Raw genomic sequence first — 23,800 nt, forward strand, 5'->3', positions numbered from 1 at the left:
GGATTTTGATTATTTTCAAAAACCCCTATCTTTTTATTATTACAAATTCACAATACTATGCTTTAGCCTTTTCTAGATTCCCTTAACCCAGAAGTCTGGATATATAATGCCAAACCTCATCGAATATTCTAATGTAAATTCTTTAATTTACCATCTTATATCAGGTCAACTTATAAAATCAAAACTGTACCTAACAATTCTGTTAGTTTATTGTTATAAACATCGATTGGATCAAATTTTTAAATAATATAAAATTTAAATAATCAAAATAAATTTAATTTTTTTTAAAACTTATTTTGAAAGAAATTTTTACCAAACAGACTAAAATTTTAACTTTATTAGGGGGTTATAATGAAAAAATTTGATTCATTTACTTTAAAAATAATAGCAATAATAACAATGCTACTAGATCATATATATACTTATATTGGGCAAAGTGGCGTAGATATCCCGATATGGTTCGGGTATTTAGGAAAGTTAGCTGCTCCGATATTCTTTTTTTTAATTGTAGAGGGCTATTTTCATACAAGCAATAGATTTAAATATTTAACTAGGTTAGCTTCTTTTGGGCTGTTGATGGTAGTCATAGATAAGGTGTTAAATATCAATAACAATATATTTTTATCGCTTACTCTATCTATAATTATAATGATGTTTATGGACGCTATTCGTTTTGGAAAAAGCAATAAAACAGCTTCATTATCAGCGATTGCTTTAATAGGATGCTCAGCGATATACCTTTTTACAGAAGCATCAATTTACGGTTTGGTGATGACACTTATTTTTTACTTCTGTAGAGATTATAAACTACTACTCGCTCTATGTTATATCTTATTTAGCATTTTCCCGATTTTCCCGTTGCTTTCTACAAAAGATGTCTATGAACAATTATTCTTATATGATTACCAATGGATGATGATTTTTGCAATAATACCTATTCTTATGTACAACGGGAAACTAGGATTAAAAAATTCATTTACCAAGTGGATGTTTTATATATATTATCCACTACACTTAGTTATAATTATGATGGTTTCTAGCATTATGTAGTTCAATTATCCGAAAATTATTTAGTATTTTACAATACAATATTTTATCCCTTCATAGTAAAACCCCAAAACCAGTATATTTTTATTGTATACCAATTTTGGGGATTATATAAAGTCTTAAATAATATTAGTTACTATGTATCGTATCTACTCTAACACGAATATATCGATATTTCTTCTACCAAATTGTCTTGCCTCTTTATTTGAATTCATAAATACATCAACTTTTGTACCTTTGATCGCTCCACCTGTGTCATTAGCTCTGAATGTTTTATCAAAATACGGAATATATACATCTGAGTACATAGGGATCACTTTCGGATCAGTAGCTATTGTACCCCACTTTGGCTTTTCTCCACTGGCAGTAGCGCTATGGCCAGAGTATGCAGAAGCATTAGAAGTGTATTTTTTACCTTTTCCTATAAACTCTCCATTTGATTTAAATAAGTACCATTTGCCATCCATATATGTATGTTTCTTTACCAGATTAGAATTATTATCGAAAAAATAACTCTTTCCATCTATATCTTTCCATCCTTTTACAGCAACATCTTCTTTATAATACTTGTCCCCTTTCCAGCCATTAAATTTAATAACTGGATTAATCGAAAGTCTCTCACCTAATATAACAATTTTCTCTGCTTCTACATATGTAAGCTCTTTTGCATTATTTTTAGATAATACTATATTAGTATCGTTGTTTGAAGCTAAAGGTATACCAGTTATAGAATCTGGGAAACTATCTCCTTTAGTAGTGTATACTACTTCTGTATTATCGAAGAATTTATTATGTATTTTCTTAGATGTATCATATCTATCTGCACCCGCAACTCTTTCAGTATTAGCGAAATTCTTTTCTACCCAGCTACCTACTACATTTTCTCCACCGACTATATAGACTTTATTTGGATTAAAACTTTTAATCTTATCTATTAAATCTGTGTCGGCATCTTTTGGTGTAATAAATAGTGGAATATTTTTATTGTGCGCATATGAAGATATACTGATTGAATCGGCGAAATTCTCTCCACTTACAATTATCAGCTCATCTATGCTATCTTTTTCATAAACGTAATCATTAATTATCACTGATGTATCATAACGATCATCCCCAGCAAATCTTTCGATTTCTAACCCGTTAGCTATAAGTTTATTCTCAACATCTAAACTAATAGATGTCTCGTCTCCTATCAATATTACTTTTTTTGTATTTAATTTTTTTAATACTGATAAATTTCCATTATTTAAACTTTCTTTTTCATTCAATATGATTGGTGCCTCATATTTTTTAGATAAACCTGTAGCAGATATCGAGTCTGGATATGAACCCCCATATGCTATAATAACAGTCTCTGCTGTTGCATATGTATTTAGCGCAATTTCTCTAGATGTTTCATACCTATCTACGCCTGATATTCTTTCATAAACTATATTTTCTTCTGCAAAACTTTTATTATTAAAAGAGAATATTGCTATTATAGTTATTAAAGATAAAATAATTTTTTTCTGTCTAATTATAATATTCATTGACTATCTCCTTTTCATGTCTTATATAATTCTTACTTATTTTACATTATCTGTCAAATTACATTTTATGAGTATATCATTAAATCAAAAAAGTTACAAGTTGTAACTTTTTAATTATTAATAAATATTTTTACATTAATTGTTAATTAACGCAAATTTACTGTTGTATTTTAGCGTTTATACTATTACTAAGAACTCATTACTTTTTTTAAAAATTCGACAAATTTTTTAGTATATTAGCAGGTATAGACTATTTAGAAAATCACCTATAAGACTTGTAAAAAGAATTAGTAAACAATACAATATTAAGAAGAAAATTATGATTTGTTAAAATTCTTGGAATCTAAATAGCCAGTGAAATTTACAATTAAATTTCACTGGCTATTGTTTATTTTAACTAAATCGTATCTTTAAATAGATGTTATTAAATTTACCTTTTATTTTGTAGCGAACTCTCTGCTGCCTGGTTTTATTACGTTTATCTTCCCTTCTTTACAAAGCGGACACTCATCAACATCATAAACTTGAATATCAAGCTTTATAGCACTGTATATTGGTATTCCAATATCTCCGCTAGTTCTGTTGGCTATACATGCAACCCCTATAACTTCTCCGCCAAGCTCCTCTAAAACTTTCTTAGTTTCTAAAGTAGATTTTCCTGTTGTAACTACATCTTCAGCAATTATGATCTTAGCTCCTTTTTTTATTTCAAATCCTCTTCTAAGTTCCATTACATTGTCTTTTCTTTCAGTAAATATTGCTTCTTTACCTAATTGTCTCCCTAGCTCATAAGAAACTACTACTCCACCCATAGCAGGACCTACTACTATGTCTATATCTAAATCTTTTATTTGGTCGACTACAGGCGCTAAAACTTTAGCTGCTCTGTCTGGGTATCTTAATACTTTAGCACATTGTATATATCTGTTACTGTGCTTTCCTGAAGAAAGAAGAAAATGCCCTTCTAATAATGCGTCGCAATCTTTTAATATTTCAACTATATCTAAATTTTCCATAATTATCTCCTATTCGTTTACCTTATATATATTTATAAAATTTCAGTTATTTTTAATTAAAGTATTCCTCTTATTTCATCTAAGTCCTTAATTCCTTCGCTATCCATGAATTCATTTATTCCTTCTATTATGTCTAATCCTATCTTAGTATTTATAAAGTTTGCAGTTCCCACTTGTATACAGGTAGCCCCTGCCATAATAAATTCTATAGCATCTGTTGCTTTAGTTATTCCACCCATTCCCATTACTGGTATGTCTACAGTTTTACATACTTCATGTACCATCCTAAGCGCTATCGGCTTGATCGCTGGTCCAGATAGACCTGCATATATATTTTCAAATACAGGCTTTCTTGTCTTAATGTCTATTGCCATAGCTTTAAATGTATTTACTAGGGATATTCCGTCAGCACCCTCTTCCTCACACACTTTTGCCATTCCTACTATGTCTTCTGCATTTGGTGATAATTTTATGATTAATGGTAATTTAGTGATATTTCTAACTTCTCTAACCACTTCTCTAGCTATTTCATTTTTTATACCAAAGGCCATTCCGCCTGCTTTTACATTTGGGCATGAAATATTTAATTCAATTATATCTATCGATTGATCATTTAATAACTTAACTCCTTCTAAGTATTCGTCAAGTGTTCCTCCACCTAAGTTCGCTATTCTAACTAAATCTAATTTACTGAAATTAGGAAGTTCATTTTCTATAAATCCTTTAACACCAGGATTCTCTAGACCAACACTGTTCATCATCCCTGAAGGCGTTTCCCAAACTCTCATACCGTTGTTTCCATCTTTTTGATTAAGTGTCAGCCCTTTACTGCTTATTCCACCTAATTTCTCTATATTGTAAATTTCACCATACTCTCTTCCGAATCCAAATGTTCCAGATGCCATTATTACTGGGTTTTTGAAGTTGATATCCCCAAACTTTACATTTAAATTAGCCATTGAATACCACATCCTCTCCCCAAAATACTGGACCATCTTTACACGTCTTTTTATTTCCATCTTTAGTCTTACAAGTACAAACTAGACAAGCCCCTACTCCACATGCCATATGATTTTCTAAAGATACCATAATCTCAGTATCTGTACCTTTAGCCATACCTACCAATTTCTCCATCATAGGTGTTGGTCCACATGTAAGTATATAGTCGTACTCGTTTACATCTATTATGTCAGTTACAAATGTGCTTCCTGTTGCTGTGTACACATTTTTACAAACTTCCTTGTATTCATCTTCAAGTATTACTTCATCTCTAAATCCAAGGTAAGCATCGCAGTTATCTATATTTTTAGCTACTAAGTGTAGTGGAGCTATTCCTATTCCTCCACCTACTAAAGCAACTTTTCCTTCTACTTTTGTATATCCATTTCCATAAGGACCTTCTAGCCTAATAGTATCATCCTTCTTTAAATCACTTATTATTTTAGTTCCTTCTCCAACAACCTTGTATATAAAAGTTATACCTTCAGAATCGATATCAAATATACTTATTGGTCTCGATAAAAGCGGGTACATATCCCATGCTCTAAGCATATAAAACTGTCCCATCTCTCCTTTGAAGTCTCCCTCAACTTTAATTTTATACATATCATCGCCGATATATTTATTTTCTATAATTTTATACATTGAGTTTCTCCTATTCATTGATCTCATCATCTAAAAGCATCATTATTAAAGCCATTCTCGCATACATTCCAAATTTTGTTTGCTTGAAATATACTGCCCTCTTATCTGAATCTACATCTGTATCAAGCTCTCCATTTCTTGGAAGAGGATGCATGATAAGCATGTCTTCTTTAGCCGCTTTAAGTTTTTCTTTATTAATATGGTAACAACCTTTAAGTCTCTCATACTCGTCCATATCACTGAATCTTTCAGCCTGAACTCTTGTCATATAAAGTATATCTAAATTACCTATCACACTCTCTAAATTATCTGTTTCTATATACGATGAATCATCTAAAGCATCTTTAACATACTCAGGCATCTTTAATTCATCTGGTGATATGAATATAAATTTTATATTTTTGTATTTAGATAGCGTCTTTACTAGAGAATGTACGGTTCTACCGTATTTTAAATCTCCACAAAGTCCTACTGTGTGGTTATCTAAGCTTCCTTTTAATGATTTTATTGTAAGCAAATCTGCTAGGGTTTGTGTAGGGTGTTGATTTCCTCCGTCTCCTGCGTTTATAACAGGTACTTCAGAGTAGTCTGAGGCAATTGAAGCCCCTCCCTCTTTAGGATGTCTGATCGCAATTAGATCAACATAGCTTGAAACTGTTCTAACAGTGTCTTCAAGCGACTCACCTTTTGTAGTAGATGATGAATTAGAATCTGAGAATCCCACAACCTTTCCGCCTAATCTAAACATAGCTGACTCAAAACTAAGTCTTGTTCTTGTAGATGGCTCGAAAAATAGTGTTGCGAGTAATTTCCCTTCACATGCAAGTGAATATTTTGATGGGTTTTCAATTATTTTTTGAGCTAACTCTAATAATTGATTTATCTCCTCTATAGAAAAATCTTCTGGTTGGATCAAGTTTCTTGATTTCATATTTTCCTCCTTTTTTAGCCTCTCTGGACTAAAATTAAAAGTTATTTTTGTACTTTTTTATACTGCTAGTAGCTTATCATTTATTTAAGATAATGTCAATATAGGTCGAGGGTTTGATAAATAAAAAACACCCCAAAATAATTTAATTATCTTTGGGGGTGTTAATACACTACTATATTATATATTAAATTATTTACTACTTAAATTATTTATTTATTCAAACTTTATATGGTTGATTTTGCCATCTATTATACAGATGAACTTATCACTTTTATAAAACTCTCTTAGCCGTCACAAATCTTTGAGTGTAGTAATCTGACTCAATACTTGTCACTTTTATATTCTTTCCTGAAGAAGGTGCATGTATCATACTTCCTCCACCAACATATATACCAACATGGCTTACTTGCCCAGAGCCATCTGTAGTAAAGAATACCATATCCCCTGGCTGTAAGTTTGATTTGCTTACAGTTTGTCCAAATTTAGCTTGCTCTTTTGACGTTCTTGGTATAGATACTCCTGCAGAGTTATTGAACACATACTTAGTAAATCCAGAACAGTCAAAACTATTTGGTCCTTCTGCTCCCCATACATATGGAAGCCCTTGTTTTGAGTACGCTAAGTTAAGAACTGATTGTACTGACGATGAACTAGATGCTGGAACATCTGAAGATGAATTGTTAGATTCTTCCTCTGAAGGATTAGATCCACTATTTGCAGATTCATTATTTTCTGAATTTGTGTTAGTATCCGACTCACTTGATTCAGTCCCATTTTCTTCTGTTGTTCCATTTGATTCAGTGCCATTTACTTGAGGAGATCCGTTCTCTTCTGTTCCTTTGTTTTGTAACTCAGGTACAGTACTTTGAGTAGAATCAACTCCAGCATTGTATTCATCAACTATTGGAGATTTATCAGTTACATATTTTGAGAATAAATAACCTTCTTGCTCGTTATGTTTAACTTTTAACCATTCCCCATTGTCTTCTAAAACTGTAATCGCAGTTCCATAGTCTAACACCTCAAGAACTTCAGAATCAGTTCCTTCTTCCGATCTAAAGTTTAGTCTGCTAGCATCAACATATCCGTCACATACCTTTAGGTCTAAATATTTAGCTGACATCCAACCTTCTAGTGATCCATTTTCTACTTTAAGCCATTCTCCCTGCTTACCTAAAACCTTAAAACTCTCACCAGAATAGGCAACATTTTGTACTTGTCCATCTTCTTGCTCATTTCTTACGTTTACTGCGACTCCATCTTTAACCACTGCCGTTTTAAATCTTACATCCTGATATTCTTGTGTTTCTGTCATATCTATCTTCTCTACGTCTTGATTTTGTTGTGAATAATCTGCAGGACTAGCATAAGAAACTATACTTGCCGACAAAGCTACTGCTGTAGCAAAAACTGGTGCAAAAATTTTCTTCCTCATAATATTCCTCCTAAAATTGACATATGTAAATGTCTTTTTCATGAGTACATTTAAAACTTATCCAAGATCATAGATACTTCTCTAATTGTAACCATTTTGTAATCAAAAGTTTCAATATTTATAGTATCCTTATATTAAGTAATATTGTTATCATTAATCTTGTATAGCAGTATAGAATAGTTAATTCGCCCAATTAATTATTCAGTTAACTCGTTTTCTAAATATACATCATCTATTTTATTATATCTTATGGGTATATAAAAGTAAAGTTATGCATAAATATTTTAGATATAAGAGCCCATAAATACACAATGGAATTGTGTATTTTTTGTAGTTTCAATTGATAAGCTACTATTTTTTACCAAATAATACCAGTAGTAGAAAGTTATTCAAAAAACTGTTACCCTCTAAAATTTACTTTTTTAGAGAATAATAATCTAGAATAACCATTTTAAATATTAGAATAAATATAATTAAGCATAGTAATAATTAAATTACACGTTAAATTAAATAATTGTAGGCACTAAAAAGGCGAGTTAAAATAACCCGCCTTTTATTATATATAAGAATGTTTAATTTAGCGAACTAAATCTTAAACCCATCCTCTTAATTTCATAGCATCTGCAACTCTCTTGATTGACATCATGAATGCAGCAGTTCTCATATCTACACCGAACTCTTCTTTTAAGTCCCATATAGCGTCGAAAGCTTTAGTCATTGAAGCAACTTGTTTCTCTTGAACTTCTTCAAATGTCCAGTTGTATCTTTGTAAGTTTTGTACCCACTCGAAATAAGAAACTGTAACTCCACCAGCATTAGCTAGTATATCTGGAACTAAAGTTACTCCGTTATCGAAGAAGAATTTATCAGCTTCTGGAGTTGTTGGTCCATTTGCACCTTCACAAACTAATTTAGCTTTTACTTTTGGAGCTGTTTCTTCATTTAATTGTTTTTCAAGAGCACATGGCATTAATATGTCAACTTCTCTCTCTAAAACTCTTACATCAGAAGCTTCAGCACCTGGGAATCCTTTTATACATTTGTGTTCAGCATTGTAAGCTAATAAAGCTTTCATGTCTATACCATCTGCATTGTAGATGTTACCAGTGTGGTCTTCTACTGCTATTACTTTAGCACCAAACTCTTCTATATATTTACCTGCATAACTACCAACGTTACCGCATCCTTGAAGACCAACAGTTACGTTATGTAAATCTATTCCTAATTTATCAGCAGCTAATAATGCCATCTTAGCAACACCGAAACCTGTAGCTTCAGTTCTTGCTAATGATCCGTAGAATTCTACTGGCTTACCAGTGAATACTCCTGGTTGGAATTCTCCTGTAACTTTAGCAAACTCGTCAACCATCCAAGCCATTATTTTACCGTTAGTATTAACATCTGGAGCTGGTATATCTATTTTTTCTCCTATAACTGGAGCTATAGCTGCAGTATATCCTCTTGCTATTCTCTCTAATTCTGCATCAGAATATTTAGATGGGTCTAAAGTTATACCACCTTTACCTCCACCATAAGGTATTCCTACTACTCCACATTTAAATGTCATCCATATTGATAAAGCTTTCACCTCATCTAAATCAACAGCTGGATGGAATCTTACTCCACCTTTGTATGGTCCACAAGCGTTATTATGTTGAGATCTGTATCCAGTAATTGTTTCTACTCTTCCATCATCCATTTTAATTGGGAAATTTACTTCTAATACTCTCATAGGATTTTTTAGTGTTTCGTAGATTTCTGGCTCAAGTCCTAATTTATCACATGCATTTTTAACTTGAGATTGTGCCATTTCAAAAACGTTTAAATCTTTTACTGACATTTTGAAAGCCCCCTTAAATATATTATTGTTATATGTACTCGCCATACTCAGAAAAACCATTTCCCGAGTTCACACTTAGATTATAGCATACTTCTTCCAATATTAGTATATCAAATTTCAAGTTTATTTTTTAACTTTTATTCACTATTTATTTTTATTATTAAACCTTTTCTGAATATTCAATTTATTCTTTAAATAGATTTATTATTTTTACCCATTGCATATAATGAATAAAGACTCCCTAAAATAGGCTCTAAAACACTTAGATACAGTGGTTTTTATTCTATTGAATACTACATAATATGAAAATATTCTACATATGTATAGATTCTAAATAGTTTTAGATATTTAGTTAAAATTTTCCAAATATTCGTAAATAGTAAACTTCTTTTTGCAATAAAATTTAAAATAAATATGATTGTTATATAGAAAGATATTTGTTATAATACTATTGAATATAAAATATACATATCAAGGAGGATTTTAAGATGGCATATAAAATTACTGACGCTTGTATAAGCTGTGGAGCATGTGAGGCTGAATGTCCAGTTAGCTGTATATCAGCAGGAGATGATAAATACGTAATAGACGCAGATACTTGTATAGATTGTGGATCTTGCGCTGGCGTATGTCCAGTTGACGCTCCTCAAGGAGAATAGTTTATTAAAAAGACTGATTTAGGAAAATCCCAAATCAGTCTTTTTTTATTAAAGAAAATAGTCTTGTTCTTGTTGTTATTGAACTCGTCTTTTTATTATATTAGTTTTCTTCCTTCATAAGGTATGAAAGTGTAAACAAACTCTCTGTTAGGTTAACATTCTCTACTATAACACCTTCTGGTACTACTAAATCTATAGGTGCAAAATTCCAAACTCCCTTAATTCCCGCTCTAATTACTCTATCTATAACCTCTTGTGCACCGTTTTTAGGTATACACATTACTGCGATATCTATATTGTTCTCTTTAATAAAGTCTTCAATAATATCTGGATCTAAAACATCGAATTCTCTAATTTTAAGCCCTATTATTCTTGGATTTGCATCAAAAAGAGCTTTTATCTCAAAACCTGCATTTCTAAATCCCGAATAATTTGCTATTGCTTGTCCTAAATTACCTGCCCCAATAAGTATCGCATTGTACTTTTTATCTAAACCTAGTATCTTACCAATCTCAGTGTATAGAGCTTCAACATTGTATCCATAACCCTGTTGGCCAAATCCCCCAAAATTATTTAAATCTTGTCTTATTTGTGATGCAGTAAACCCTATGATATCACTCAATTCCTTTGAAGATATTCTCTGTATATCTCTATCCAATAAGTCACCAAGATATCTATGGTACTTAGGTAATCTTCGTATAACTGCCATTGATATATTTTTGTTAGTCACACAATCACTCCTTCTTACAAATTTCTATTTCTTTATTTAAATCGTTTCATTGATAAAAACTAATATATATAAGCTTGATTATATTATATCAAAATATTATAATTTTAGATAGTTCAAGGAGGTGGAAATTTTATGATTGTTTTATCATGTAACAATCTTAGCAAAAATTTTGGCATAGAGTCAATATTTAAAAATGTAGATTTTACAGTCAACGATGGGGACAAAGTCGGTGTTGTCGGAGTCAATGGTACTGGAAAAACTACATTATTTAAGATAATCGCTGGCATTTATGAGTACGATACTGGTCATATTTATACCTCTAAAGATTGTGAAATTGGATATTTAGAACAAAATACTAATTTTAACTCAAACAATACTATATTAGAAGAAGTCTTAGAAGTTTTTAATGATTTGATAAATATGGAAAAAGAACTTAGAAAGTTAGAAAATAGAATCTCCGAAGAAAGTGTAACATCTAGCTCTACTATACTAGATAAATTAATGGATGAATACTCTCACAAGCTAGAGTTATTTTCTGATCTAAATGGTTATGGATATAAATCTGAAGCAAAAGGAGTCCTAAAAGGCTTAGGATTTAACGATATTGACTTTGACAAACAGATCAATGTACTTTCAGGTGGCGAAAAAACTAGAGTTCTTTTAGGTAAATTGCTACTTAATAAACCTACACTACTTCTACTAGATGAGCCTACTAACCATTTAGATGCAGATGCTATAGAGTGGTTAGAATTATTTTTAAGGCAGTATAAAGGAACAGTTTTGACAATATCGCACGATAGATATTTCTTAGATCAAACAGTTAACAGGATATTTGAGTTGAATAATAAGAAGCTTAAGCTTTACAACGGAAACTATTCCGACTTTATAGTAGCTTCAAAGACTGAGAAAGAAATAGAACAAAAGAAATACGAGGATCAGCAAAAAGTAATTAAAAAACAAGAGGAGTCGATAGATAGACTTAAGGCTTATGGTAGAGAAAAACACTTAAAAAGAGCTAGAAGTAAGGAGAAGGCTCTTGATAAAGTTGATTTGCTAGACAAACCAGATGCTGAAAGAGAAAAAGCTCGTATCAGATTTTCTCCATCTGTCCAAAGTGGAAACGATGTACTTGCTTTAAGAGATATATCTATGGGCTATGGAGAAAGAGTTTTATTTAAAGATCTTAATTTAGATGTATACCGCGGCGAAAAAATTGCTCTTATAGGTGCAAATGGTATTGGCAAATCTACTCTATTTAAGATAATAGACAACGAACTAAAACCATTGACTGGTTCAGTTAAATTTGGAACTAATGTACATGTTGCATACTTCCACCAGGAGCAAAAAACTTTAAATTTAGATAATACTATAATAGATGAGATTTGGGAGAACAACACTCACTTAACCCAAACCGCTATAAGAAGTATGTTAGGTGCTTTCCTATTTAAAGATGAAGATGTGTTTAAAAAAATTTTTACATTAAGTGGTGGTGAAAGATCACGTGTCGCAATACTAAAGATGATACTTTCAAATGCTAACTTACTTCTTTTAGATGAGCCTACCAATCACTTGGATATAGACTCAAAAGATGTACTAGAAGAAGCCCTTTCAAGTTATACTGGTACAATATTTACAATATCTCACGACAGATACTTTATAAATACAATCGCCAGTAAAATACTGGTTTTAGATGAAGAGGGAATAACCGAATACCTTGGAAACTACGACTACTATGTAGACAAGAAAAGACAAATGTCCGAAATGAGTGTAGTTGAAGAAGAACCTGAAAAAACAAAAACACAAATAAAAGATGAAAAAAGAAAACAGAGAGAGCAAAGAGAAATCGAGAAGAAATCGAGAATTGAAATACAGAACATAGAAAAAGAAATTGAGAACTTAGAAAAACAAATAGAATACTTTGATGAGATGCTCTGTCAAGAAGAGGTCTACTCTAATCCAGATAAAGCTAAAGATGTAAATCAAGAAAAACACAACAATGAAGAAAAGCTTTCTTCACTGTACGAAAAATGGGAAGAACTAATATAATATTAGCTCCTTCTACAACACTTTAAACTAACACGAAAGTGGTGATTTATTGAATTTAGGATTATCATTAAACACAGAAAATAAAAAGTTCTATAAAATTTTATTCTTCTTATGTATACCAATAATTATTCAAAATCTAATTTCCGCATCTGTAAATGTAATTGATACAGTAATGGTAAGTAGTTTGGGCGAAACCTCAGTTGCGTCAATAGGCATTGCAAATCAAATCTTCTTTCTATTTAATATGTCTTTATCAGGTGTAACGGGTGGAGCTAGTGTATTTATTTCACAGTTCTATGGTAAAGAAGATACAAATAATATAAAAAAAGTTGTTGGACTTAGTTGCGGATTTGCACTAGTTCTATCTTTATTATTTTTGATTCCAGTATCATTAAAACCAGAATTGATAATACACATTTTCTCATACGATCAAGAAGTTGTAAGAATATGTAAGGATTATTTCAGCATTGTTATTTTTTCTTATCCACTTATTGCGATAAGTACTGTATTTAGCACTGGATCTAGAAGTATTAGAAATCCAAAACTTGGTATGATATGTAGTTTATTCGCACTTATTGCAAATATTATCTTAAACTACGGCCTTATTTTCGGAAACTTAGGAATGCCTAACCTTGGTGTTAAGGGAGCTGCTCTAGCTACTGTTATAGCAAGGATGGTTGAAATAATATTAATACTATTTTATGTATACATTCATAAAAAAAATTATGCACTTAGATTTGGATTTACAAATATTAAATCTATAACTAAAGACTTTACAAGTAAATTTTTATCAAAAAGTATACCGATCTTCTTAAACGACTCTGCGTGGGCTTTTGGAACAGTTTTATACGCTGTTGCATATTCAAAGGCTGGAACCTCCGCAATAGCATCTAGTCAAATAGCCACTACTACTGGTAACTTCTTTTTAATGACTTGCGTATGTATAGCTTCAGGTGGAGGAATTATGCTTGGAAATGAGCTTGGTGCTGACAATATAAGAAAGGCTCTAGTGTATGCAAAAAAATTCTCTATCTTAGTTATTATTGCAGGAATAATTATGGGCGGACTTTTGATTATAAATGTACCATTTTTACTAAAGATGTTCAACGTGACTGAAGTGTTAGCTCCTAATATCATAAAAATATTCCTTATCTTAGGAATTTTGATGCCACTTAAAGCATTTAACACCCTAATGATTATAGGTATACTTAGAAGTGGCGGAGATACTAAATACGCACTGATTTTAGAGCAAGCTAGTATATGGTTTGCCGCTTTACCACTTACATATTTTGCAGCATTTAGTGGATACCCTATATACATTTTATTTTTACTGACTTATTTTGAAGAATTAATAAAGCTTATATTTGGACTTCCGAGGGTTTTATCTAAAAAATGGGCTTCCAATATTGTAAATGAAATGGATTAAATTATTTGTATATAATTTTATGTGAATTTACGAAAAAATAAAAAATAGCCGGTTTCCTTATAACGTTAAGAAACCGGCTTTTTATATGATTTATATATTTTAAAATGTGTATTCTACATGTATTTATCTTGTCTAAAATATTACTTAAATTTCTTTTTATTTTTATAGTGTTTCATTAATCATTTATTTTATGAATTTAAAATCAATTCTAAGAATTTATACTTAATTATACTTACTCTATACTTATATTACCTCTTATATATGATTATAATTAAAATCAAACATGATAACTTTACTAAAATTTTTCTTTTGTTAATCCCTTTTCTACATTCATCATTTGTATTCACTTTAATAGTATTATTCTGCATTTAAATAGTTTATTGTTATTTTAATATTTTTCTGTATTATTCTATATTTCATCCACAATTAATCTTTTACAATTATATAACCTGTTGTAGTTTTTCTTCCCATATTGTTTACTCTATTATAATATGAAGAGTCACTCTCATTATTATTTCTTGGAACATACACATCAAATCTATTTACAGTTCCAAAGTATCTCTTATTTCCTGTATCTTGGACCACTTTATGTCCATGGTCGTTTATATATAAATCAGTTCCAAAATCCAAGAAGTTATTTGCCACTGTCTTGCTATTCATATCAACACCTGAAGCTGTTTTTAATCCATAAGGCCCATTTTCACAAGCAAGACTGGAATAGTAAGTAATCTCACAAACTATAGGCTCTATCTTTTTTATATCTACACCAAGTTCTTTTTCCAGATCTTCTCTAACCTTTAAAAGTTTATATTCTTCACTATTTTTGTATTCATTTAAGCCCTTTTGTAAAACAGCACTTACTTCTGAGACTATATGTGTTTGTCCTTTTTTAAACATCTCATCATCCACTTTTATTACTGATGTATCTGTTTCTGCGTATATCGTCACCGTTACTAATAAAAATAGTAATGTACTAACTAAGACCCACAATATCTTTTTTCGAATAAAAATCACTCCTTATAAATTTTTTTATCTATTAAAGTTTCTCTTTTTTTGACTAATGGGATATTGTTTTTGCTCGATACTTTAATAGTTTATTGCAATATATCTATTTTTTCAACATATTTCTTAATTTCTGCTTTTAATTTATGGCTTTTTTTGTCGTTTTTTTAACTTCTATATTAATCACTCTTCTATATCTATATTCCAGTAATCCACCAATTATTACTCCAATAAATAGCAATATTACATTAGTTAATATTATATTCTTCATGCACCCCTATTGTACCTCTTTACTTAGGTTTATTAATTTATTTTGTATTGACTCAATCTATTTATATAAATTTCAAGTTCTTTTTTATTAACTTTATATTGGATTTTTTATTAGCCTTATTTATATTGTTTTTGTAAATACTATTGGGATTATTTACATTCAAAACTTTTTCCTCAAATTATATTTTTCCTTTCATTTTTGTAAAAAGAACTCTTCATATAACATTATCAATTAGCAGCGTTTACACAGACTTTTTTTGCTTATTTTATATTTTTTCGGTAAGAGTTCTGAATTTTCCTATGTTTTTTAATAACAGTTCCATAATATTTTATTTATTAAAATTAAATTTATTTCAACACATAAAAAACAGACTCTTTCTTTAAAAGAAGAATCATTTTTTTATTTAGAAAACTGATGCAATTAATATTTATTGCATCAGTTAAATTCACCATATTTTTTTCTAAAAATTATATATTATTTTATCGATTACATTCATTTTCTAAATCTTTATTTTTTATTTTTCTATTTTTAGTTTTGGTATTTTCACATTCTTTTTCAAATGTTTTATTTAACCAATTAATATTTTGTTTATTTGAATAATATAAAAGTTTTCCTTTATCAATTTCCAACTAGTTGCTCTGTCATATTTTTATAAAAACAAATACTAAAAATATCATAATAAAATCTATTCTTTGAATTGCTATAATTGTATTATACTATTTCATCCTTAATTGATTCTACTACATTGCTTTTTTTAACGCATGTTGAAGAAAAATAATACGATAAGAAAATAGATATAATTATAAGCGTAGTATACATTAGAATTACTCCTACTGGAAAAACAACTATAAACTCAGCCCATGTGATTAGCGTTAATCTTAGCATATACCAACAAATAAATAATAATATTGGGATACTGACAATAATAGGTGTTACAGCGAAGAATATACCTTCTAGCATCAATACTTTATTTAATCCCTTTGGTGTTAATCCTACTGACCTAAGCATAGCAAATTCTCTTTTGCGTAGTCTAAGATTATTCGAAATGGTAGAAAAAGCGTTAAAAATACCAATTAAACCAATCATTAAGGCAACAGCAAAAACACTAATAGATATAGATTTTTGAACCAGTGCATCATTATTCTTTTCTTCCAAGAGACTCCATATACTAAAATCATCAGATCCAAGATAAGAATTACAAATCTTAGTTAGTTCTTTCTTTGTGCTTGTACTAGCCTCGTCACCGACCAATAAATCAATTGCTATAACGCTGTATTCAAGCATACGCTCTGGCATAAAATTACTAACTATTTTTTGATAGGTTTTCATAGGAACTATATAAGATACGCTGTATTTATTAGTTTCTAGATTACCTGGAGAAATCTCTGTAAAAGCTCCAACTTTAGCATTAAATTTATAATTTGTTTTCATATACTTCTCTACTTTTTCATTTAAAACTAGCTCATCACCCTCTTTTATATTTAACAATGGTATTTTTTGTGTAGCTTTTGAAACATCTGGTGTATGATATGTGCTATCTAACAATATTCCTGTCACTACACCATCGTGATAAAATTTTTCAGAATCAATACCAATTTCTTCACAATACTTTTTAAATGATTTATCGCTTAATCCAACTAAATTTGATATAATTCTATGCTTTCCTTTTTCATTCAATACATTATGTTTGAATCCTACTTCATCAAACCCTCCAGATTTAGCAAAAACATCTGACTCTTGTTTTGATGTTACATAGGTTGAAGTACGTACTTGTCTTCTAACTACACTCTCCTTAACCTCAGGCAGCGAAAGAATTTTATTTATCATCTTCTCACTTGGTTCATCAATAATATTTAGATTAACATCCATATCATATTTTGTTATTTGATTATTCTTTGAATTAGCTAAATTTAATATAGATATAATGCTAACATACCCCACTGTTAAGATAAAACAAATTGAAATAGATAGCACAGCCGTGCGTAAACTTCTTTTGTTAGCTGAAATTTGTACTCTTGCTAACTCACCTTCTATACCAAATATTTTATTAATTATTGGGTGGGATTTTTGTTTTTTTAATTTTATACTATTGCTATTTTGACGTATCCCAACAATAGCTGATACTTTCGCTACTTTTATCGCTGGTATATACGCCGATATTAAAACGGTAATCAATGAGATAATAATAGCAAAAACGACAACAACCCAGGAAAATGAAATATCTATCTTTCTAAAATGTTCTGTAGCACTAAGAATTTCATTAACTTTAAAAATAACCATATGGCTAAATAGATATCCTATCATGATACCTATTGGTAATTGAACAATCCACAGCACAAACCCTTCATAGAGGACAGAACACTTAATTTGCCTTGGAGTTGCTCCTAAACTTTTTAGGATTCCTAGTTGCTTAATCCTGCTATTAGCAGATAAAGAAAATGCATTATAGATAATAAGAATAAATGCTCCCATAACTAGTAAAGTCATTATTATTACGGTTGCTAGCACTAACATGAATTGAATATCTGTATCATTTTTATCGCTAATTCCATATAGATTTAATAAAGGTGTATTATAACGAACTACATAGTGTCCATATTCATCCTGAGTTAATCCCGCAGACTTAGCAATTTGAGGTAATGTCTCATAGATTTTACGAGGTTTCACCAAACGCATATAAACCGTAAGTTCATCTTTAGGTTGGATTTGTGAAGTTTCCAAGTATCCCATGGCAATATACCCAGGATATACAGATCCGTCAGAAATATCTAATTCTCCAACTATATTATACGTCTTAGTTTCTGTTGTCTTGAAAGTCTCGCCTGATCGTTTGTTATTTTGGGTTTTCATTATTTCATTACCCAACATACGATTACCTATAGGAATAGTCAGCTTATCACCAATTTTATACGAAGGATTATCCAAGAAGAATAATTTTGATACAACAATTTCTCCAGATTTTTTTGGAAGTCTACCTTCTGTAAGCGTATCTTTCATACTCATATCCGACCAAAAATTTGCATCTCCATCTCTCATTAATAGATATGGGCGTTTTGTATTGGAACATTTAGCAGTAATCCACTGTCCTTTAACCATAGTGGTTTCAACCGCTTGGTTTTCTGTTACATATTTTAATTTATCACCTTTTATAGATTCATATAATTCACCATGCCAATAACCTCCCTTTTCAATTGTTGAGGTTACTTTTGATTCCCATAAAGTATGTACAAATATACATAGTGAACATAAAAGTGCTGAAGCAATTGTAATAGCAACTATTATAGAAATTGTATGTCGCTTATTCTTTTTCAAATGGTGATATGTATATTCACTCATGATATTCATTACTTAATCACCTCATCTGACACAATCTTACCATCATCTATTCTAATCATTCTATCTGCTGATAATGCAATTTTTTCGTCATGAGTAATTATTAAAATAGTTTGATTGTACTCTTTATTTGAAATCTTTAACATCTCAAGAATACTTTCAGAATTTTTTCTATCAAGGTTTCCAGTGGGTTCATCTGCTAGAATAATGCAAGGTCTATAAATCAATGAACGAGCGATAGCAACCCTTTGCTGCTGACCCCCTGAAAGTTGGTTTGGTAGATGATTAAGCCTTTCATTTAAACCAAGCATTTTTACAATCTTTTCAAATTCTTTTTTTTTGGGATTTCTGCCATCTAATAGCATAGGTAATAATATGTTTTTTTCAACAGTTAAAGTAGGTATAAGATTGAAAAATTGATATATTAGCCCTACTTTTCGTCGGCGAAATAAAGCCAATTTAGTTTCATCCATTGATGAAATATCAGTGTCATCGATATATATTTTTCCTTTTGTAGGTTGATCCACTCCACCTAACATATGTAGGAGTGTTGATTTTCCTGATCCACTTGCTCCAATTATTGAAACGAACTCTCCTTTGTTTATTTTTAAATTTAAATTATCCAATGCAGTAACCTTTGTGTCCCCCATTCCATAGGTTTTTGTCAGATTTTCAGTTCTTAGTATTTCCAAAGTATTCTCTCCTTTACTTATTAGTTCATATCTTCAAAGAGTTTATGATTTTACTGTGCATTTCTTTGATTAACTTTATTTTACTTTTTCTATCTTACATCTTGGTGACAGTACTAATTAATTTATATAAAACTTTATTATAAATTTTGCTCCTCCTGTATCTTTATTTACAGCAATGATTTCACCATTTTGTTTTTTAATTATTGACATTGAAAGAGCAAGTCCTATTCCCACGCTATCCTTGGATGAATTTGCACCCTTATAAAATCTAGTAAAGAGGTGAGGAATATCATTCTTATCAAATCCTTTACCATTATCTTCAATTATTATTTGTGTACATATAGGATTTTGTTTATAACCTATAGAGATTTCTCCACCATTTGGTATTTGCTCAGAGCAATTTTTGACTATATTAAGAATGGCTTCACTATTCCAATGGAAATCCCCATTAAAAAATAGATCACTATTGTCTTTAATAAAAAGTTGTTGTTGTTTACTCTCTATCATTAAATGTAGAGGCTCAACAGCAACACATACCAATTCATAAATATTTATAGGTTTATATTCCAATATCATTGCATCTGCATCGATTTTCGAAAGTATTAACAATGACGACACTAAATAATTTAGACGCTGTATCTGTACTGAAACACTTCTAATATATAAGGCTTCATCCCCTTCAATATGGCTACCTTCTAACAATTCAATCATCAATGACATGGACGTAAGTGGAGTTTTAAGTTGATGGGATATATCTGCAAGATTATTAGATAGATTTTCTTTTTCTTCTCTTTCTCTTTCCCGACTTTCTCTAAGCATCATAACAATTTTATATAATTCATCCTCTAAAATTGAAAAATCGTCTTCTTTATTCTGAGTCTTCATTCTATAAATTCCTTCATTTATGTCGTAAAGATATTCTGCTAAATCATCTATACGTTTACGCTTTATAATATATGAAACTAATAATGATCCTCCAAAATAAAAAAAGAGTCCTGTAATTAGTATTACAACCCCCTTAAGTACTTTGCTAAATCCTTGATGAATATTAAAAATAACTTTAGAATCTTCAATATAACCATATTTCTCTAATATTTCTTTACCTTTATTTGTATCTATTTCATTTTTCTTTTTTAGTGACGATACCAAGTCTTGTTCAATATCAGAATTAGCATTAGCACCAACCGCTATAAGTTGTGCAGTTTTTTCATAAAACAGATTCTCTGATTGTTTGTAAATAAAAACACCAAATATAACACACAATAACGTTATATATATAAAACTAGTAAACGACCATATTTTCATACTTTTTTTAATCATATAAACTTTAATCCTCCAGTCTATAGCCTATTCCTCTCACAGTTTTAATAAAAGAATCATCTTCCAACTTGTCTCTAAGGCGCTTTATAGCTACTGATAACGTATTATCATTTACAAATTCTCCATGAACATCCCATATCTTTTCCAATAAGATAGTTCTTGTGACAGTCCGATTTTTATTCTCTAATAATTGTAATAATAGATTATACTCATTAACTGTCAAATCTACTTCATGCTTATTTTTATACACTCTTGATTCTGACTTTATTACTTTAATATTGTTACACCATAAAATATCTTCTTGAATTTGCTGTTTAAGAGTTCTTCTTAAAACAGCAGTAATACGAGATTGTAAAACGCTTAATTTAAAAGGTTTTGTAATATAGTCATCTCCCCCCATATCTAGCCCTTTTATCATAGTACTTTCTTCATCTTTGATAGTAAGAAAAATAATAGGTACATCTTTAATCTCTTTTACATAACAGCAAAAATCAAATCCTGATCCATCAGGGAGATTCAAATCTAGTAATATTAAATCTATATCATTATTAAAAAGTTCCTTTCCTTTTTTTAAATTTTCCCCATGAATAACCTTATAATTATTTTTCGATAAAAATGATTTGATTCCAAAAGCAATCGTATCGTCATCTTCAATTATCAAAATTGTAAACATTCATTTGTCTCCTTAATTTTTTATAGATTTTGATTTTTTTAACAACAATATAGCCCCTGTACCAGAAAATACAGATTCTACTTCATAGTGATTTTTGGTTTATAAAGTTTGTAACATCTTGTTAATCTCAGGATCATCTTGTACAATTAATATCTTAATCATCCTTATACTCCTTATTTAGTTTTATACATAAAGTTAGCATTTATAGCTTAAATATAGATTATAGAAATAGGACTAAAGTCCCTGTAACTATACATCATTATAAATGGTAAAAAAGTTTGTTATTTGCATAAAAAGACCCCTCTATTTTCAGTAAATTGACACTAAAGATAAGGAGTTCTCTTAGATTATTTCACAAAAATTTGGTTAATATAAATTAATATTTTAAAATCTATGTGATTTAATTTTTATATTATTTTGTATATCAAAATTATCGCTCTTATCAGGAGTGATCATATAAAGTCAGGAGTAAGTCGCCAAACGTATTACACTCCTGGATTTTTATCATTTTATTTAATATTTATTTACTTAAATTTGAACAAGTTTCTTTATTAGTATATATTATTTAATTATATTAGATGTAGATGTTTTAATTTGCAAATCATTAAATATATCACTATTTAGTTTAGAATTTTATACCTATCTATCACCAATCTTAAGATTAGGTACAGCATTTAAGCTCATATCATCACGAAAACCATTTATATAATTATAATAACCAGCACATCCAATCATAGCGGCGTTGTCAGTACATAGAATAAGAGGCGGATACTTGATATCTATTTCTGTTCCCTTAGAAACTTCCACAATTTTTTCTCTAAGTCTAGAATTTGCGGCAACCCCACCAGACAATGTAATAGTATCGTATCCTTTGTCTTTAGCTGCCTTTATAGCCTTATTTGAGAGAACTTCTACAACAGCTTCTTGAAAAGATGCAGCTACATCTTCAACTACAACATCTTCATTTTTCATTTTCTTTCCATTTAAATAATTTAGAACTGAAGACTTTAGCCCACTAAAACTAAAATCGTAACTATCATCAATATAAGCTCTAGGAAAATCTATTGCTTCTTTATTTCCATTTTTAGCTAGTTTGTCTATAATAGGGCCACCAGGATATCCAAGATCCATCGCCCTTGCGATCTTATCAAATGCTTCTCCTGATGCATCATCCCTAGTTCTTCCGAGAATTTCGTATTTGCCGTAGTCTTTTACCTCAACCAAGTGAGTGTGCCCACCAGACACTATAAGAGTTATAAAAGGAGGTTTTAATTCTAAGTGCTCAATATAATTTGCACTAAGATGTCCTTCAATATGGTTTACTCCTACTAGAGGTATTCCTAAAGTAAATGCTAGAGATTTTGCATAAGAAAGCCCAACTAAAAGTGCTCCAACAAGACCAGGTCCATATGTAACTGCTACAACATCTATATCTTTAAATCCAACTTCAGCTTTATCTAAAGCTTCCTGAACTACTATATCGATATTCTCTACGTGTTTTCTAGAAGCTACTTCCGGCACAACTCCACCAAATTTTTTATGCGTTTCAATTTGTGTAGAGATGATATTTGCTAGAACTTCTCTTCCATTTTTTAAAATTGCTACTGCAGTTTCATCACAACTGCTCTCAATAGCCAAAGTTATAATATCCTTCATTATTTACACCTCTTTTAACTGATTCCACATTATTATTGCATCTTCGCGATTGTTTGAATAATATTCATTTCTAATTCCGGCAATTTTAAATCCATATTTTTTGTATAAATTTTGAGCTACAATATTAGATTTTCTGACTTCAAGAGTCATCGCTATAATTTGATTTTCTTCACAAAGCCCTATAAGTTCTTTCATAATTCTATCGCCAATTTTTCTACCTCTATAATCATTATGGACAGCTATACTGTTTATATGGCATTCGTCTAAAATGAACCATGTACCTACATATCCCACAACTTTATCGCCAATCTTTGCCACTAAAAAATGGGCTAAGTTATTTGATAGCTCTTTTGTAAATGATTCTCTACTCCAGTAGTCTTCAAAACAGTCTCTCTCTACTTCAAACACACCGCTTATTTCTTCTTGTGTCATTTTTACTATTATCAATCCGTCGTTTTCGATCAAATCTTTATTTTTATTGCCTAACTCATTATCTCTATTTTCTATCCCACTAAACTTATCATTATTATTAAGCTTATCATCTATCATA

19 protein-coding genes are annotated in these 23,800 nt (G+C 30.3%); 4 read left to right on the forward strand and 15 right to left on the reverse strand.

Annotated elements, in window-relative coordinates; translation table 11 throughout:
* Positions 1–351: 351 nt before the first annotated feature.
* On the forward strand, positions 352–1,050 hold the full coding sequence (locus T473_RS0104930) for a TraX family protein (RefSeq protein ID WP_024620907.1): 699 nt from the start codon (positions 352–354) through the stop codon (positions 1,048–1,050).
* A gap of 146 nt (positions 1,051–1,196) precedes the next feature.
* Here the strand turns inward: T473_RS0104930 and T473_RS17170 are convergent, their stop codons facing one another.
* From T473_RS17170 to T473_RS0104965, 7 genes are all read right to left on the reverse strand, one after another.
* Positions 1,197–2,576, reverse strand: coding sequence for a cell wall-binding repeat-containing protein (locus T473_RS17170; protein ID WP_024620908.1), 1,380 nt, complete (start codon positions 2,574–2,576; stop codon positions 1,197–1,199).
* A gap of 437 nt (positions 2,577–3,013) precedes the next feature.
* Entirely contained in the window at positions 3,014–3,592 is a 579-nt protein-coding gene (gene pyrE, locus T473_RS0104940; protein ID WP_024620909.1) for an orotate phosphoribosyltransferase, read from the reverse strand.
* Positions 3,593–3,648: 56 nt separating this feature from the next.
* Entirely contained in the window at positions 3,649–4,551 is a 903-nt protein-coding gene (locus T473_RS0104945; RefSeq protein WP_024620910.1) for a dihydroorotate dehydrogenase, read from the reverse strand.
* Positions 4,544–5,236 carry a dihydroorotate dehydrogenase electron transfer subunit gene (locus T473_RS0104950; RefSeq protein WP_024620911.1) on the reverse strand — a complete coding sequence of 231 codons (693 nt, stop codon included), beginning with the start codon at positions 5,234–5,236 and terminating at the stop codon, positions 4,544–4,546. The genes T473_RS0104945 and T473_RS0104950 overlap by 8 nt, the downstream gene beginning before the upstream one ends.
* A 10-nt stretch (positions 5,237–5,246) precedes the next feature.
* Positions 5,247–6,167, reverse strand: coding sequence for an aspartate carbamoyltransferase (gene pyrB, locus T473_RS0104955; RefSeq protein WP_024620912.1), 921 nt, complete (start codon positions 6,165–6,167; stop codon positions 5,247–5,249).
* A 271-nt stretch (positions 6,168–6,438) separates the two neighbouring features.
* Positions 6,439–7,602: a C40 family peptidase gene (locus T473_RS0104960; protein ID WP_024620913.1), complete on the reverse strand. Its 1,164-nt coding sequence runs from the start codon at positions 7,600–7,602 to the stop codon at positions 6,439–6,441.
* A gap of 592 nt (positions 7,603–8,194) precedes the next feature.
* A complete protein-coding gene (locus T473_RS0104965) occupies positions 8,195–9,442 on the reverse strand; it encodes a Glu/Leu/Phe/Val family dehydrogenase (RefSeq protein WP_029791532.1) in 1,248 nt (415 codons plus the stop codon).
* Positions 9,443–9,930: 488 nt separating this feature from the next.
* Between T473_RS0104965 and T473_RS0104970 the strand changes: the two genes are divergently transcribed.
* Positions 9,931–10,101 (forward strand): DUF362 domain-containing protein, encoded by a 171-nt coding sequence (locus T473_RS0104970; protein ID WP_024620915.1) that lies wholly within the window; start codon positions 9,931–9,933, stop codon positions 10,099–10,101.
* Positions 10,102–10,201: 100 nt separating this feature from the next.
* Here the strand turns inward: T473_RS0104970 and T473_RS0104975 are convergent, their stop codons facing one another.
* Complete coding sequence (locus tag T473_RS0104975) at positions 10,202–10,831, reverse strand: redox-sensing transcriptional repressor Rex (protein ID WP_024620916.1); 630 nt, start codon at positions 10,829–10,831, stop codon at positions 10,202–10,204.
* Positions 10,832–10,963: 132 nt separating this feature from the next.
* On the opposite strand from T473_RS0104975, the gene T473_RS0104980 reads away from it, so the two are divergent.
* Together T473_RS0104980 and T473_RS0104985 are read left to right on the forward strand one after the other, a co-directional pair.
* Positions 10,964–12,877, forward strand: coding sequence for an ABC-F family ATP-binding cassette domain-containing protein (locus T473_RS0104980; RefSeq protein ID WP_024620917.1), 1,914 nt, complete (start codon positions 10,964–10,966; stop codon positions 12,875–12,877).
* A gap of 49 nt (positions 12,878–12,926) precedes the next feature.
* Positions 12,927–14,303 (forward strand): MATE family efflux transporter, encoded by a 1,377-nt coding sequence (locus T473_RS0104985; RefSeq protein ID WP_024620918.1) that lies wholly within the window; start codon positions 12,927–12,929, stop codon positions 14,301–14,303.
* Between the two features lie 426 nt (positions 14,304–14,729).
* On the opposite strand, the gene T473_RS0104990 is transcribed toward T473_RS0104985, so the two are convergent.
* From T473_RS0104990 to rimI, 7 genes are all read right to left on the reverse strand, one after another.
* Positions 14,730–15,251: a 3D domain-containing protein gene (locus T473_RS0104990; protein ID WP_161627536.1), complete on the reverse strand. Its 522-nt coding sequence runs from the start codon at positions 15,249–15,251 to the stop codon at positions 14,730–14,732.
* Positions 15,252–16,287: 1,036 nt separating this feature from the next.
* The gene (locus T473_RS0105005; RefSeq protein WP_024620920.1) at positions 16,288–18,921 is read right to left on the reverse strand and encodes an ABC transporter permease; all 2,634 of its coding nucleotides are present in this window, start codon (positions 18,919–18,921) and stop codon (positions 16,288–16,290) included.
* Positions 18,921–19,601 carry an ABC transporter ATP-binding protein gene (locus T473_RS0105010; protein WP_024620921.1) on the reverse strand — a complete coding sequence of 227 codons (681 nt, stop codon included), beginning with the start codon at positions 19,599–19,601 and terminating at the stop codon, positions 18,921–18,923. The genes T473_RS0105005 and T473_RS0105010 overlap by 1 nt, the downstream gene beginning before the upstream one ends.
* Before the next feature lie 117 nt (positions 19,602–19,718).
* A complete protein-coding gene (locus T473_RS0105015; protein WP_024620922.1) occupies positions 19,719–20,921 on the reverse strand; it encodes a sensor histidine kinase in 1,203 nt (400 codons plus the stop codon).
* 7 nt (positions 20,922–20,928) lie between these two features.
* Positions 20,929–21,594 carry a response regulator transcription factor gene (locus T473_RS0105020; protein WP_024620923.1) on the reverse strand — a complete coding sequence of 222 codons (666 nt, stop codon included), beginning with the start codon at positions 21,592–21,594 and terminating at the stop codon, positions 20,929–20,931.
* 639 nt (positions 21,595–22,233) lie between these two features.
* Entirely contained in the window at positions 22,234–23,250 is a 1,017-nt protein-coding gene (tsaD, locus tag T473_RS0105025; protein WP_024620924.1) for a tRNA (adenosine(37)-N6)-threonylcarbamoyltransferase complex transferase subunit TsaD, read from the reverse strand.
* Positions 23,251–23,253: 3 nt separating this feature from the next.
* Positions 23,254–23,682, reverse strand: a complete 429-nt coding sequence (rimI, locus tag T473_RS0105030) for a ribosomal protein S18-alanine N-acetyltransferase (RefSeq protein ID WP_038300340.1) — start codon at positions 23,680–23,682, stop codon at positions 23,254–23,256.
* Positions 23,683–23,800: the final 118 nt, after the last annotated feature.

The organism is Clostridioides mangenotii TR, assembly GCF_000498755.1.
GTDB classification, from domain to species: Bacteria; Bacillota; Clostridia; order Peptostreptococcales; family Peptostreptococcaceae; genus Metaclostridioides; species Metaclostridioides mangenotii_A.